At 46.5% G+C, this 14,241-nt stretch carries 14 protein-coding genes; 1 reads left to right on the top strand and 13 read right to left on the bottom strand.

All coding sequences use genetic code 11. The annotated features are described in order from the left end of the window. Positions 1–24: 24 nt before the first annotated feature. The 5 genes from Q0230_RS17560 to Q0230_RS17540 form a co-directional block, all read right to left on the bottom strand. Positions 25–1,038, bottom strand: coding sequence for a fumarylacetoacetate hydrolase family protein (locus tag Q0230_RS17560; protein WP_298612340.1), 1,014 nt, complete (start codon positions 1,036–1,038; stop codon positions 25–27). Beyond that, positions 1,035–2,345, bottom strand: coding sequence for a homogentisate 1,2-dioxygenase (hmgA, locus tag Q0230_RS17555; protein WP_298612337.1), 1,311 nt, complete (start codon positions 2,343–2,345; stop codon positions 1,035–1,037). Before hmgA ends, Q0230_RS17560 begins: the two co-directional genes overlap by 4 nt. Then, the gene (locus Q0230_RS17550) at positions 2,338–2,544 is read right to left on the bottom strand and encodes a DUF2783 domain-containing protein (RefSeq protein WP_298612334.1); all 207 of its coding nucleotides are present in this window, start codon (positions 2,542–2,544) and stop codon (positions 2,338–2,340) included. Before Q0230_RS17550 ends, hmgA begins: the two co-directional genes overlap by 8 nt. Further along, positions 2,541–4,208, bottom strand: a complete 1,668-nt coding sequence (locus tag Q0230_RS17545; protein ID WP_298612331.1) for an FAD-dependent oxidoreductase — start codon at positions 4,206–4,208, stop codon at positions 2,541–2,543. Before Q0230_RS17545 ends, Q0230_RS17550 begins: the two co-directional genes overlap by 4 nt. Before the next feature lie 75 nt (positions 4,209–4,283). After that, positions 4,284–5,246, bottom strand: coding sequence for an MBL fold metallo-hydrolase (locus Q0230_RS17540; protein WP_298612328.1), 963 nt, complete (start codon positions 5,244–5,246; stop codon positions 4,284–4,286). 105 nt (positions 5,247–5,351) lie between these two features. Between Q0230_RS17540 and Q0230_RS17535 the strand changes: the two genes are divergently transcribed. Next, positions 5,352–5,819 (top strand): MarR family transcriptional regulator, encoded by a 468-nt coding sequence (locus Q0230_RS17535; protein WP_298612325.1) that lies wholly within the window; start codon positions 5,352–5,354, stop codon positions 5,817–5,819. A gap of 14 nt (positions 5,820–5,833) precedes the next feature. Here the strand turns inward: Q0230_RS17535 and purN are convergent, their stop codons facing one another. The 8 genes from purN to Q0230_RS17495 all read right to left on the bottom strand — a co-directional run bounded on the left by purN (position 5,834) and on the right by Q0230_RS17495 (position 14,078). After that, complete coding sequence (purN, locus tag Q0230_RS17530) at positions 5,834–6,487, bottom strand: phosphoribosylglycinamide formyltransferase (RefSeq protein WP_298612322.1); 654 nt, start codon at positions 6,485–6,487, stop codon at positions 5,834–5,836. Continuing rightward, the gene (gene purM, locus Q0230_RS17525) at positions 6,477–7,517 is read right to left on the bottom strand and encodes a phosphoribosylformylglycinamidine cyclo-ligase (protein ID WP_298612319.1); all 1,041 of its coding nucleotides are present in this window, start codon (positions 7,515–7,517) and stop codon (positions 6,477–6,479) included. Before purM ends, purN begins: the two co-directional genes overlap by 11 nt. 75 nt (positions 7,518–7,592) lie before the next feature. Further along, a complete protein-coding gene (locus tag Q0230_RS17520; RefSeq protein ID WP_298612316.1) occupies positions 7,593–8,615 on the bottom strand; it encodes a ChuX/HutX family heme-like substrate-binding protein in 1,023 nt (340 codons plus the stop codon). An 8-nt stretch (positions 8,616–8,623) separates the two neighbouring features. Next, a complete protein-coding gene (locus Q0230_RS17515) occupies positions 8,624–9,445 on the bottom strand; it encodes a heme ABC transporter ATP-binding protein (protein ID WP_298612313.1) in 822 nt (273 codons plus the stop codon). Then, on the bottom strand, positions 9,445–10,488 hold the full coding sequence (locus Q0230_RS17510; protein WP_298612311.1) for an iron ABC transporter permease: 1,044 nt from the start codon (positions 10,486–10,488) through the stop codon (positions 9,445–9,447). Before Q0230_RS17510 ends, Q0230_RS17515 begins: the two co-directional genes overlap by 1 nt. Positions 10,489–10,494: 6 nt before the next feature. Further along, complete coding sequence (locus Q0230_RS17505; protein WP_298612308.1) at positions 10,495–11,355, bottom strand: hemin ABC transporter substrate-binding protein; 861 nt, start codon at positions 11,353–11,355, stop codon at positions 10,495–10,497. Positions 11,356–11,386: 31 nt separating this feature from the next. After that, positions 11,387–11,941: a HugZ family protein gene (locus tag Q0230_RS17500; protein WP_298612305.1), complete on the bottom strand. Its 555-nt coding sequence runs from the start codon at positions 11,939–11,941 to the stop codon at positions 11,387–11,389. A gap of 19 nt (positions 11,942–11,960) precedes the next feature. Beyond that, the gene (locus Q0230_RS17495) at positions 11,961–14,078 is read right to left on the bottom strand and encodes a TonB-dependent hemoglobin/transferrin/lactoferrin family receptor (protein WP_298612302.1); all 2,118 of its coding nucleotides are present in this window, start codon (positions 14,076–14,078) and stop codon (positions 11,961–11,963) included. Positions 14,079–14,241 lie beyond the last annotated feature (163 nt).

The following is a 14,241-nucleotide window of genomic DNA, read 5'->3' as shown; positions in this document are numbered from 1 at the left end:
TTATTGAGTAGAGATAAATTAGGTTTAACCCTTATACTCCACAATCCTCTGCTCAATCGCCCCAAACACGCTCTGTCCCTTCGCATCCAGCATTTCAATCCGAATGCTATCACCGAATTTCATAAATGAAGTTTGTGGTTTGCCGGTGTTAATCGTTTCAATCATGCGTACTTCCGCAATGCAGGAATAGCCCACTCCACCTTCCGACACGGCTGAACCATATTCAGTATCTTGCTTATTCGATACCGTACCCGAACCAATAATTGCACCCGCACCTAGAGGACGTGTTTTAGCGGCATGGGCGATAATCTGTGGGAAGTTAAAGGTCATATCTTCGCCAGCATTGGCTTTACCAAAGAGCTGTTGGTTGTAAGTGACCAAGAGCGGCAAATGTACCCGCCCATCCTGCCAAGTATCACCTAATTCATCGGGCGTAACCGCAACCGGTGAGAACACACTCGAAGGTTTGGATTGGAAAAAGCCAAAGCCTTTAGCCAATTCTGCCGGAATCAAGCCGCGTAAGGACACATCATTCACCAGCATCAGTAAGCGAATTTTATCAGCACAGACTGCAGGGCTAGCGCCCATTGGGACATCGTCAGTGATGACGGCGACTTCTGCTTCAAAATCAATGCCCCAAGCTTCGCTAGCTAAAGGGATTGGATCGTGAGGGGCTATGAAGCTATCCGAGCCACCTTGATACATGAGAGGATCATGCCAAAAGCTTTCCGGCATTTCAGCATTACGCGCCTTACGCACCAATTCAACATGGTTCACATACGCGCTACCATCCGCCCATTGATAAGCTCGTGGCAACGGGGAGGTGCAAGCGGCTTCATCAAATACAAAGCTATTGCTGACTTTACCCGCATTCAAGTCATCAGACAGAGTTTGTAAGCGTGGGGCAAGGATTGCCCAATCGTCTAAAGCAGCTTGGAGAGTCGAGGCAATACCAGTGGCTTTCACTGCTTGGGTTAAATCGCGGGAGACTACTATCAGTTCACCGTCGCGACCGTGTTTTAATGAGGCGAGTTTCATGCAGCTCCTCCAAAATGTTTAGTTAAACCATCCCAGCAATTCACATAATCGGCTTGGAGCGCAGGGGTCTCTAAAGCAAAGCGCGTGGGTTGAATCACATAGCGCGATTCGAACATAAAGGCCAGAGTGTTTTCATAACGCTGGGGCTTGAGTTCGGCAGCACTGGCTTTTTCAAATACGGCTGCTTCAGGGCCATGCGGTGAAAAACTATTATGTAAGCTTGAGCCACCTGGGTCAAAACCACCGCTGTCTTTGGCATCATACACGCCAAGTACCAAACCCATGAATTCACTCATAAAATTGCGATGATACCAAGGTGGGCGGAAAGTATCTTCAGCGACCATCCAGCGCGGTGGGAAGATCACGAAATCGACATTCGCCACTCCCGCTTGGCCTGAGGGCGAAGTCAACACCGTGAAAATCGACGGATCAGGATGATCGTAGCTCACGGTATTCATCACATTGAAGCGCGCTAGATCATATTTGTAAGGCACTGAGTTACCTGTCCAAGCAACCACATCCAGCGGTGAATGGGTCAAGGCACAGGCATAATTTTGCCCCATGAATTTAGTGACTAGCTCAAACTGGCCTTCACGATCTTCGAAAGCAGCGACAGGGGTTTGGAAATCGCGGTCATTTGCATAGCCATTCGCACCCACCGGGCCACGCTCTGGGAGAATCAGTGGGTGACCGTAATTTTCACAGACATAACCGCGTGCGCTTGTATCTAAAAGTACCACACGCCATTTCATCCCACGCGGTATTACGGCAATTTCACCCGGAACGACTTCCAAAATCCCACATTCGGTATGTAAGCGCAGGCCGCCTTGTTGGGGCACTAGGAGCATTTCACCGTCTGCATTCAAGTAAAAACGTTCCTGCATGGATTGGTTGGCAACATAAATATGAATGCCAATGCCTGCTTGCCCTGACACGCTGCCATTCACAGCCATCGTGGTTAAACCTTGGACGAAATCAGTCGGTGCACTCGGAATGGCTAAGGGCGACCAGCGCAGCATATCCGGTGGCGTGGCGGCTTCGGTTAAAGGTGCACTACGGGTTAAGCCATTCTCGATTGGGCGATAACGGCCTTGCACAACTGAAGGGCGAATGCGATAAAACCAAGTGCGACGATTGTCGGCACGCGGTGCAGTAAAGGCAGTGCTGTTGAATTGCTCAGCATATAAACCGTGGTTGACGCGCTGTGGATTAAAGCGGCCAATCGGCAAAGCACCGGCTAAAGCTTCGGACTCAAATTCATTGCCGAAGCCGTGTAAATAGTTTAATTCACTCATCATTTTATTCATCAGTGGTAGTTACTTGGGCAGCGATATGCATGGCTTCAATCAGCACTGCTTGATCCCCAATATGATTGGCGAGAAGTAAAATCAAGCGCGCATTGATACGCTCGCTTTTACGCTCATCGCCTTCACGATGGAGATCAGCGAGGGCTGCAAAAAAGGCATCAGCATCTGAAAAGTTAGCTTGAAGATTTAACTGGCTCATACCAACTCCTTACCTAAGGCACGCTGCATAGCAGCTAACACTTTATCGACGTGTATCTGGCGCCAACGGGCTGCTACATGCTGATCAGGACGAATTAAATAAGCAGTGCCGGGTTGCAGGTCATAACGTTCAGCTACTAAGCCTGCACTGTCTTTTAAAGTGGTGTAGTTCGTAGTGATTTGCTCAGCAATTACGACAATTTCTAAATCAGTGACCTGTTCAAGCTGGGCTAAAGCCTCAGTGGGTAAAGCTCGGCCATCCACTAACAGGACAAAACGATCACCCAACTGGGGTAAGAGCCAAGGTTCAGCACTATGGGCTGTATTCAAAGCTTTGATCGGTGCATCTTTACCACTAGAACCGGGGCGCAGTGTTTTCGGAAATTTATCAGTCACTGCATCCGCTGTGCTTAATGTTGAATTTTCATAAGTACAAGGCAAAGACAAACGCCCACTATTCACTAAGGGGCGCGCAAATGGATATTGCTCGGCTAATTCCAAAACCGTATCGCGGAATAAACGAGTCACGCGATTTTTAGGGGTAATAAAATCAGTTGCCCGTGTCGAATTCAGAATATTTTCATCTGCACCCTGACTGCGTTCTTGATCATAGGTGTTGAGTAAAGCTGCAGGTGCTTGCTGTTTTAAAACGCGTGCTAATTTCCAAATCAAGTTCTCAGCCGATTGCAAAGCACCATTCGCACCGCGTGCCCCGAAAGGTGAAACCTGATGGGCTGAGTCGCCGACAAATAAAATCCGATCTTCATGAATGAACGAATCCATCCGTCGACAGCGGAAGCTATACACACTTAGCCATTCAAATTCGAATTCAATATCATCACCCAGCATGGCTTTAACTAGCGGGCGAACTTTTTCAGGATCACGCCAAGCTTGTCGGTCAGCATTCGGCCCGAGTTGGAAATCAATCCGCCAACAGCCGTCGGGTTGTTTATGTAAAAGTACCGATTGCCCCGGATGGAAGGGGGGATCAAACCAGAACCAGCGCTCGGTCGGGAAATCTGCCTTCATCAGAATGTCAGCAATCAAGAAGGTATCATTAAAAATTTGCCCACTTGAGTGCAAACCTAAGCTTTCACGAATCGGACTGTTTGCTCCATCAGCCACTAAGACATAGTCACAAGTCATCCGATAGTCGCCAGTCGGCGTAGTCACGCTGACTTCGACTAGCTCGCCAATTTTTTTTACTTGAGTAACTTTGCTTTGCCAGCGCAAATCAATTTCAGGAAAGTCCTGAATCCGATTGACTAGAAATTCTTCAGGATAATATTGTTGGATATTGATGAAAGCAGGGCGCTGATGTCCATCTTCAGGTAAGAGATTAAACTCGTAAACTTGCCGTTCATGGAAAAATACTTTGCCAAGCTGCCAAGTAACCCCTTTATCCACCATCGCTTGACCACAACCCACACGGTCTAGGATTTCCAAAGTACGCTTAGAGAAACATAAAGCACGCGAGCCATAGCTCACCGTATTATCTTCATCCAAAACCACACTAGGAATGCCTTGCTTGGCTAGGTCTAAAGCGCAATACAAACCAGTAGGACCTCCACCTACAATCAAAACAGGATAATGGGTGGGCGGATTGGCGGTTTGATCATGACTCGGTTTGAAGGCATAAACCGGATTTACATAAGTTGAAACCACAATATTCACTCCTCCAGTGAACGTTGAAGCATTTAAGCCTTAACGTTTGTAAGGCTTAATGGAGTTGAACAGGGCTTACTTGCTGACTACTGCTTGCAGTGAATGCCACATTTGATTATCGCGCTCCGCTGTCCAAATACGTGGATCAGGATATTCGCCTGCCTCGTCATAACAGCGAGTAATATCGAAGGGTAAACAGTGTTCGAAAATGACCCAATGACCAAATTGAGGCTGCAGCAATTTATAGGTATCTGCGTAAGTAGCGGCTAAATCCATGCCTGCGGCACGACATTTTTTCACATTGCCATACATTTGCCCTAAGAAGTCGCGAGTCCCATTGATTGCCTCCAAGCATTGTTCAGCAGTGACTAAAGCTTCACCACGACCAGGGACTAATTTTTCAGGTTGCAGGGCTGCAATTTTCTCTAAAGTATGGGGCCATTCTTCGTGATACGCATCCCCAGTGTAAGGGGTCGCACCGTATTCAACCTGATCACCAGAAAATAAAATCTTTTCTTTCGGTAACCACACAACAGTATCGCCTTTAGTGTGGCCTTTGCCTAAATGCATGATTTTTACTTCTCGATTACCCATGAACACGGTCAATTCACGCTCAAAGACAATATTTGGCCAAGTTAAACCGGGAATGGAGCTAGCATCAGCGAACAGGCGTGGGAAGCGACCTAATTCAGATTCAAAGTCTTGCTGACCACGTTCAATGATCAGGTCATAAGTATTGCGACTTGCATAAATATTTTCTGGCTGATAAGCCGAAGCACCCAATACACGTACTGCATGATAATGCGACATCACCACATGTTTTATCGGTAAGTCAGAGACCTCACGAATACGGCGGATAACATCCTGCGCCATCGTTGGCGTAGCTTGAGTATCGATCACCATCACTGAATCATCGCCGATAATAATACCGGTATTAGGGTCGCCTTCAGCCGTATAGGCATACACACCCTCGGCTAATTTCGAAAAAGTGACTTGCTTTTGATCTAAATCAGCTACAGATGCAAATTGTTTACCCATAATTTGGTAGACTCCTCGTGGTGTGGAAATTAGTTTTGATCGAAACTAAATATAATTTCGAATAAAAGCATTTGCAAGAAAAATTAATATAATTAAAATGTTGCAATGAACAAATTAGAGCTTGATAACTTCCTGCCTTACCATCTTTCAGTGACTTCTGAAATGGTGAGTCGTGCCTTATCTAAAGTCTATGCGGGTTTTGGTGTAACCATTCCGGAATGGCGGGTGATGGTGCATCTTAACCATCATGGCTCCTTAACGCCTAGCCAGCTCGGCATAGCGACCAGCATGGATAAAGCGCGCATCAGTCGTGCGCTCATTCTGATGGACAAAAAGGCTTTAATTAGTCGGCAAGTCGATCAACGTGATAAACGGGTAGCGCATATTTGCCTAACTGATACTGGCAAAGAGTTATTCGTGCGCATTGAGCCTGAAGTCATGGCTTGGAATGAGCGGTTAGCGCGTGAAATGCCTGATCAGCAGCATGATAGCCTGCTCCAAGCTTTAAAAACAGTGGAGACTTGGTGTAAAGCTCAAGGCTATACACCCAATGAAACTGAGGAAGAGTTTTAAGGCGCTGCCAAAATCTATAACCCTTCGGCTTTAAGCTGTAAGGGTTCTGCTAAACGTTGTCCATCGAGCCATGCGGCTCCATCTTTGCAGCTTAAACGTTCTGCACAAAACCAGTTCACTACCTGCGGATAGATTTTATGCTCTTCCATCAATACACGAGCCGCCAAAGTCTCTGCAGTATCATCCGTTAACACCGGCACAGTGGCTTGCAAAATCACTGCACCTGCATCTAATTCAGCCGTCACAAAATGCACACTCGCCCCATGCTGCTTAGCGCCATCATCTAAAGCGCGCTGATGAGTATGTACCCCTTTATAAGCGGGCAGTAGGGATGGATGAATATTCAACATCCGCCCTGAGTAATGCTCAACAAACTCTGCAGTTAAAATGCGCATAAAGCCTGCAAGCACCACTAAGTCAGGTCGGTAGCTATCAATTAATTCCATCAAAGCCTGATCAAAGCTCAGGCGATCTGCAAAGTTTTTATGATTGAGGGTTTGGGTTTCAATCCCTGCTAAGCGTGCGCGTTCTAAGCCATAGACTTCAGGTCGATTGCTGATGACTGCAACAATCGAGCCATGAACTTCATTGGCAGCACAAGCATTGATAATAGCTTGTAGATTGCTGCCGCTGCCGGAAATTAAAACGACAATGCGCTTAGTCGACATAAGTCACATGGGGTTCAGTAGCATCCGTGCTAGCAATCTCACCAATCACCCAAGCAGGTACATGATCTAAACGACAAGTGGTGAGAATATCGTCTTTATCTTGCGCAGCTACGACTAGTATCAAGCCAATCCCACAATTGAAAGTACGCAGCATTTCTTCTTCAGTCACATTGCCGTTGTGTTGCAGCCAATCAAAAATCGCAGGGCGTTCCCAACTATTACGTTTGACCCTTGCTTGAATACCGTCAGGGAGCACACGTGGCAAATTATCGGTGATACCACCGCCCGTAATATGTGCAATCCCGTGAATATCATGGCGCTTCAGCAGATTCAGTACTAATTTAGTGTAAATCTTGGTTGGTTCTAAGAGAGTACGGCCTAAAGTGGAGTTGCCAAATGGCTCGTCTAGGGATGCTTGACTGACTTCAATAATTTTGCGAATTAGAGAATAGCCATTAGAGTGTGGACCACTAGAGCCAATGCCGATCAGGACATCGCCACGATGCACTTTAGATTGATCAATAATTTTATCGCGCTCGACTACGCCTACACAGAAGCCGGCCAAATCAAAATCATTGCCATGATACATGCCCGGCATTTCAGCAGTTTCGCCACCGGCTAAAGCAGCCCCGGCTTGTAAGCAGCCTTCGGCAATGCCTTTAATCACTTGCTCAGCGACTTCAACATCAAGTTTGCCGGTCGCATAATAGTCGAGGAAGAATAAAGGTTCAGCCCCACTGACAATAATGTCATTCACGCACATCGCCACAAGATCAATACCGATGGTGTCGTAAATGCCAGTATCCAGCGCGAGCTTCAGTTTAGTACCGACCCCATCCGTACCCGAGACTAAAATCGGTTGCTTGTAATGGGGTGGGATTGCTAATAAAGCGCCAAAACCCCCAATACCCGAGATCATTTCTGGGCGGCGGGTTTTGTGTGCATGTGGTTTAATCCGGCGAACTAATTCTTCACCTGCGTCAATATCAACTCCCGCATCGCGGTAGCTTAGAGAAACACCTTCAGCCATTACCATTCTGTTCCAGAGTCAGGAAGTGCCGGATTTTACCATGTCTTTTGGGGCACTGCCTGCTTTTCAGTGGGTTTAAATTAGACTTGGATAACTCATCAATAACTCTGTCCAACGACTGGACTCTTGTTGCCCCCGCTCACGCTGGTCAGTGAAAACTAGGATTTCCTGCCCATGCCAATCGAAGACATCTAAACTAGTCACCCAACCATCCGCCGATGGTTTGCGTACTCGCCAAACTTCGCCAATCTCTTGAGTGCGTAAATGTAAATTGAATTGTGGATCGAGAATGTTAAACCAAGGCCCGGTTCTGAGCAGTTTTTCGATTTTACCGCTATAAGATTGGACAGCCGCTTCATTCATGGCAAATAGCATCAGCGGCAGTTGTTCACTACTTAATGCTGTTAGCAGCCATTCAATACAGCTGGTATCGAGCGCTTCGGCATACTCACTACCTAAAGCGCGATAGACAGCTGGGCGTTGGTGACCATAACGTTTGATTATTCGATTACCTTCATGCACATCTTGAATCTGACTCCAAGCTTGACGCAGTTCTATTAAATCAATGTCAGGCTCAGGTGTAGTGGCAGTATGTACAGCATTGAATAAGCTTAAAGGAGTTTGCTCACTCGCCTTAAATTCAACGATTAATTGCTCATAAGCGGCTTGATTGCTATGTTCATTCAGATAAATTTTATGTACTGCCTGCCCCAGATGATCAAAAAATTGCAGGCTTAAACGCCCGTTTTCATTCACTGCAAACCCATAATGCCAATCGTTTAAAAAATATCGTGTGTCTAACCCGGGACGGAAGAAAAGGGCTGTATCGCCGTGTAAACTTAATTCAGAGAAATAGCCTGTGATCTCATGCACTGCAGCATCACTGCGGGTTAAAGCCATCACTGAGCCTAATTCCGGGAGGCGTTTGAGTAGAGTTTTGAAGTCTGAACTTAACCGGGTAGTAGTTGTGCCCAAGCCTAAGGCCACTAGTTCAACTTCGCTTACTTTTAATTGTTTGGCGGCATCACGAATTCTAAGCTGAGAATTAGTTTGACGGAGCTCTGCCCAACGTTGGGCGAGAAGATTCGGGGTATACATGTCAATTCCTAAAGAGTTAACGTGGTGAATTGATTAAAGTTCGGTCTTTGAGTAATCACCAAAGGGCGATTCACTTGGAGCGGATAAGGCATCACCTCCACTTCGACTGCAAAGGCTTGTTGAATGTGGCTAGGAGCTAAACTAGTTTGTGGTTCGCCGTAAGTTTGCAACTGACCTTCTTTAAGAATGGCGATTTGATCCGCATAGAGTGCTGCTAAATTCAAATCATGCAAAACGGTGAGCACCCCTAAATTCCAAGTTTTAGCCAAATGCTGAGCTAAACCTAGAACATGATGCTGATGTGCTAAATCTAAAGCGGAAGTTGGCTCATCTAACAGTAGGTAGCGCGCTTGTTCACTGTCTACCTGCCATAATTGGGCTAAGACGCGTGCTAATTGCACACGCTGTTGTTCGCCCCCCGATAAGCTAGTAAATAAGCGCTGCGCTAAATGCTCAACATGCGCAATTTGTAGCGCCGCGTGTACTGCTTGCCGATTTTGGTTATGTGTATGCGAGTGGCGATACGGAATCCTCCCCATCATTACAACCTCCTCGGCAGAAAACGGAAAGCTCAGCCGCGAACTCTGCGGTAAGACAGCCCGTAAGCGGGCTTGTTCAGCCTTTGTCCAAGCCGTAAGCGGTTTAGCATTTAGCGTAATTTGGCCTTGGCTAGGTTTGAGTTCGGCACTTAATAGTTTTAATAAGGTGCTTTTGCCAGCCCCATTTGGGCCTAAAACTGCTAAAACTTCACCAGGTTTAATCGTAAGCGACAGGTCTTTTAGCAAAGTTTTGTCGCGAATAGTAAGGCTGACATGCTCAGTACTTAGCATTAGAAACTCCGGTGGCGATAGCGATTCAGCAGCCATAAAAAGAAGGGGCCACCAATCAGCGCAGTAATAATTCCAATCGGCAGTTCCGCTGGGTTAACCACAGTGCGGGCAATTAAATCTGCTACCAACAACAGGCTCGCACCTAATAAAGCAGAGGCTGGCAACAGCAAGCGATGATCAGGGCCGAAGGCAAGGCGTAATAAATGCGGAACCACTAAACCGACGAAACCAATGACTCCAGTTAAGGCAACAGCGGTACCTACAATTAAGGCGACCAAGACAATTAAAACTTGTTTAATGCGCTCAAGGTTGAACCCCAAATGACCTGCTTCTGCTTCGCCTAATAACACTGCATTCAAAGCGGGCGCGAACCACGGCAACACCAGCACGGGTAATAAAATCAGGGGTAGGGTAGTGAGGACTTGTGTCCATGTAGCACTCCCTAAACTGCCCATCAGCCAGAAGGTCAGGGTGCGTAATTGGGTATCGTTTGCGGCATAGGTTAATAAACCCGTTGCTGCTCCCAATAAGGCATTAATCGCAATCCCCGCCAGTAGCATCGTAGCAATATCGGTGCGACCTTCGAGCTTGGCTAAGCGATAGACTAAGCCAGTGACTAACAAACTCCCGATAAAAGCAGCGAGCGGTAAGGTGTAAGCACCTAATGCACTACTTAAACCTTGAAACACAGTTGCACCTAATACAATCACACTGACTGCGGCTAAAGCTGCCCCACTAGAGATTCCGATCAAGCCCGGATCAGCCAAGGGATTGCGGAATAAGCCTTGGATAGTAGCGCCCGTAATAGCTAAACCCGCACCTACTAAAATACCCAAAGCAACTCTTGGGGCGCGAATCTCCACTAACACCGTGATCTGACCAGCATCTGGTGGATTAGCCATCGGCCAACCCAGCTGCTGAGCTAGAATCCGTAGCACTTGTGCGGCTGGAATTTCAACTGCGCCTATCCCTAAAGCTAGTATCGTCATTACTAGCAATAGCAAGACTAAGCTTATCAACAAGCCTTGTGAACGCTTATTCATGAGTACCTAGTTGGACTGAGTATGAAACAGCGTCGCTAATTCAGCGGCCGCTTGTGGTAAGCGTGGGCCAAAGCCCAATAAGTGCAAGCCTTCCATCGTAACGATACGACGATGCTTACCCGCCTTAGTGAGCTTTAAACCAGGGATAGCATTCAACGCTTTATCAATCCCACCTAAACTAGTTAGTGTGTCTTTGCTGACTAACAGTAAGTCGGGATTAGCAGCAATCATCGCTTCGGTACTAACCGGTTTATAGCCAGTATGTGTATCTGCAAAAGCATTCTGACCGCCTGCCAAACCAATCATGGCATGTGCAGCCGTCGCACGCCCCGCAGCCATTGGTGAGCCTTTGCCCATACTTAATAGAAAGACTACTTTAGGTTGCTCAGTATGAGCTAGTCGAGCTTGGACAGCAGCCAAATCGGCCATAAAAGCATCACTTAATTGTTTCCCTTCAGCAGGTTTATGCAAAGCATCCGCTACGCCTTGGATTTTCATCATCACACCTTCTGCTGAATATTCACTCGGCAATTTGACCAGTTGGATGCCAGCGGCTTGAATTTGCTCAAGCACTGCTGGAGGTCCCGCTTCTTCAGTGACTAATACCAAGTCAGGCTTTAAGGATAAAACACCTTCTGCTGAGAGTTGGCGTTGATAACCCACTTGTGGAAGCTTAGTCGCTGCTTCTGGATAGAGGCTAGTGGTATCAACGCCGACTAAGTACGCATCAGCTTGGAGTGCATAAACGATTTCAGTTAGAGCGCCACCGACAGAGACAACCCGTAAGGGTTTATGTTCCTCAGCTTGCACGCTAAGGCTGAGTATTAGGCTAAAGAATGCGCCTAGCAATAAAGGTAAAAAACGCATAGATAAACTTCTATTTTAAAGGTTAACAGGCTTAAGAGCTGAGTTGAGTCAGTTGTTGCTCAGTGGTTTTATCCGCACTGCGATGGCCTTTTTCAGTACGATGTTTGATCACACTCAAGCCTTCACCCTGTAAGGTATAAGCTTGGGCAAAACCGGCTACATAGGCGCCTTTTTCCGGGCTGAGCCGAAATAAATGGAAGTCTTTGAGGTTACGCATCATGCCCATGAATTTGCCAAAGCGCTCGACAAACAAATCTAAAATCTGCTCAAACTCACTACTTTCACGCTTAATTTCTTCAGCTTGGCATTGCAAGGTTACGCGGCGGCGCGCAAATAGATGTTTAGCTGTTGCTTCTTCTTCAATGAATAGCACGCTACAGCGTTTGGTTGTGCTTAGATTTTCGGTGTGGGTAGACAATTCGCTGACATACACATAGTAATAATCCATGTGTTTTAAATAAGGGGCATAGCTAGCATCGGGTTCGCCATAGCTATTACAGGTCGCCATCAGCAAGGTTTGAAACTCAAGATCAAAGCTGCGATAGGCAGCTAATACTTCAGATAAATCAGGTGCATGGGTCGTCATGATTAGTTTCCTTCAAGGCTTAAAAGTCGTAGGTTAGACCGAGCTTTACATGGCGGGCTGCTTCAGAGTTGCGTCGTTCGGCGGCGGTCAAGTTGCGTGCGGTTTCCCATTCCCAATAGTGCTTGTCAGTGATATTGAAAATGCCTGCATCAAGGCGGAGATTTTTGCCGAGTTTGTAATAGGTGGTGGCATCAAGGACACCATAGCCGGCTGGTAAGAAAGGGGTAGCTTTACTCACATCCACAGGCTTTTTCCCTACAGCAGCACGTATGGAGAGTTCACTACCCCATTGTTTGCTAGGAGCGTTATAAGCTAGTGCTACGGTGCCATGTAAGGGAGCAACAGAGTCAAGAGCTTGGGTTTTACCCTCTTTCTTTGAAGTACCTTTGGCATAAGCGAGCGCGCCTCGCAGTTGAAGCTGTTCAGTGACATCAACACTGCCTTTTGCTTCCAAGCCTTTAATTTTTACGCCCGTGATATTTTGATTTTGAAAGATACCCATCGGATGAGTTGTGTCCGCACCAAGGTTAATGTTTTCAATAAAATCATCATATTGACTGTGGAAAGCAGTGATTTCGACATTAGCACGTTCGCCTTGGAAACGATAACCCGCTTCTAGGCTATCCACACTTTCAGGTTTTAAATGAGGATTAGACTTGCCTGCATAGGCACCTGGACGATCAAAGTTTTCATACAATTGATTCATATCCGGTGCTTTATAACCTTGGGTAAATTGCCCGAATAAGCTATTTACCGCATCCATTTTGTAAGTGCTACCGAGTTTGAAAGAGGCTTGGTTGCCTTGGTTTTTAGCGGGTGCACGGTCATACGGATTACCCGCCAAGTAGTCCGCATCCGGTTTAGGTGTGATAGTGTATTGATCGTAGCGCAGGCCAGGCGTAAGGCTTAAACCGGTTTCACCGAAGCTGATTTGGTCTTGAGCATACAAAGCTACGGATTGGCTAGTGGAACGCGGCATGCCACGCGCAATCCCAGTGCTACTACTATTGCGCCATTGGGTAAATTGAGTCCTTTCTGCTGCGGCACCATAGCTTAGTTGATGCTCAAAATGAGTGCTTTTTAGCTGCTTTTTTAAATCTAAATTGAGAGCAACGGTATTCTCATCATAGTCGGAGTCATAGCTGGCTGGGCGCTCGCTAGACAAATACGTGGCTAGCTGATTCGTTTTTGCTTTCTGCCAATCAAGGCGTGTACTCAGACTGTCAAATGCAGCCGTTGGTTTAGTATTATTGTATTCAGCACTGACACGAGTACGGCTCTTTTCATCCTGATAAACCGTATTAGCGAGAGTATTGCTTTTGGCATCAATATCTTCGTCGTTATTTACCTGTTCGGCCGTGAATTTAAGTGCTTGTTCTGCATCAAGTTTAATCTTCACTTTGCCAAGTAGGCTTAAGTCTTTAGTATCTTTTGGGTCGGCTTGTTCGCGACTTGAGCCTGTACCCCCTTGGCTGCCTTTATTTTTAATTTCATGGCCTTGGCGATGGGTAATGACCGCCAATGATTCTACTTGGCCTTTGCGTGTAGCGAGAGTAGCTGATTCGCTCCAGCTTTTATTCGAACTGTCATAACCCAGTTTGGCATTCCCAGCCAAACCATCTGCATCATCCGGTAGTAAGTCGGCAGCTTCTTTAGTGGTATAAGAAACTACTCCACCCAAAGCGTCACTGCCGTATAAAGAAGATGCAGGCCCAGGAATGACTTCTACTTGTTTTAAAGTATTAACATCAATGAAGTGACGACTGGAGCTTAAAAAACCAAAGTTCAAATTTTTTGGCTGGCGTACCCCATCGACGTTTACTAAGACACGATTACCCGTGATACCACGAATATTAATCGGTGAATTACCGCGATTGCCCGCGCCACTAACGCTAATCCCTGGCGTAAATTCAAATAAATCATCTACCGAATTAGCCAACTGTTGAGCAATCGTATCAGCTTGGATCAGTGTCATACTGCCATCGACTTCACCCAATTTTTGGGCACTTTTTGATGCAGTAACTACTACTGCATCAAAGGAGTAAATATCATTTGGGTCAGCGTGTGCCCAAGTGCTGATAGGTAAGAGTGCAGCACTAATAGCAGCTGCAAGCTGTGAATACTGTCGTTTAGGCATAGGATTTCCCTTCTTTATACTGTCGATAAAAAAGAGCAGTTGGCTACCAGATTAATGTGTTGAGGGAGTGAGTTCTGGATGGCTAGTCGGCTCAGATTGTCATTACTTAAGTGCCAAGCGAAGGTAAACTTAAGTAAATCATCCTCCTATGAGGTTGATCCTC

The organism is uncultured Thiothrix sp. (assembly GCF_937876535.1).
Taxonomy (GTDB): domain Bacteria; phylum Pseudomonadota; class Gammaproteobacteria; order Thiotrichales; family Thiotrichaceae; genus Thiolinea.
The sequence above is the reverse complement of the archived record's forward strand: the minus strand, read 5'-3'. Positions and strand labels throughout refer to the sequence as shown.

Coding starts and splice junctions, on each gene's coding strand:
- Q0230_RS17560 (WP_298612340.1), bottom strand. CDS start 1,038: ATGAAACTCGCCTCATTAAAACACGGTCGCGACGGTGAACTGATAGTA.
- hmgA (WP_298612337.1), bottom strand. CDS start 2,345: ATGAATAAAATGATGAGTGAATTAAACTATTTACACGGCTTCGGCAAT.
- Q0230_RS17550 (WP_298612334.1), bottom strand. CDS start 2,544: ATGAGCCAGTTAAATCTTCAAGCTAACTTTTCAGATGCTGATGCCTTT.
- Q0230_RS17540 (WP_298612328.1), bottom strand. CDS start 5,246: ATGGGTAAACAATTTGCATCTGTAGCTGATTTAGATCAAAAGCAAGTC.
- Q0230_RS17535 (WP_298612325.1), top strand. CDS start 5,352: ATGAACAAATTAGAGCTTGATAACTTCCTGCCTTACCATCTTTCAGTG.
- purN (WP_298612322.1), bottom strand. CDS start 6,487: ATGTCGACTAAGCGCATTGTCGTTTTAATTTCCGGCAGCGGCAGCAAT.
- purM (WP_298612319.1), bottom strand. CDS start 7,517: ATGGCTGAAGGTGTTTCTCTAAGCTACCGCGATGCGGGAGTTGATATT.
- Q0230_RS17520 (WP_298612316.1), bottom strand. CDS start 8,615: ATGTATACCCCGAATCTTCTCGCCCAACGTTGGGCAGAGCTCCGTCAA.
- Q0230_RS17515 (WP_298612313.1), bottom strand. CDS start 9,445: ATGCTAAGTACTGAGCATGTCAGCCTTACTATTCGCGACAAAACTTTG.
- Q0230_RS17510 (WP_298612311.1), bottom strand. CDS start 10,488: ATGAATAAGCGTTCACAAGGCTTGTTGATAAGCTTAGTCTTGCTATTG.
- Q0230_RS17505 (WP_298612308.1), bottom strand. CDS start 11,355: ATGCGTTTTTTACCTTTATTGCTAGGCGCATTCTTTAGCCTAATACTC.
- Q0230_RS17500 (WP_298612305.1), bottom strand. CDS start 11,941: ATGACGACCCATGCACCTGATTTATCTGAAGTATTAGCTGCCTATCGC.
- Q0230_RS17495 (WP_298612302.1), bottom strand. CDS start 14,078: ATGCCTAAACGACAGTATTCACAGCTTGCAGCTGCTATTAGTGCTGCA.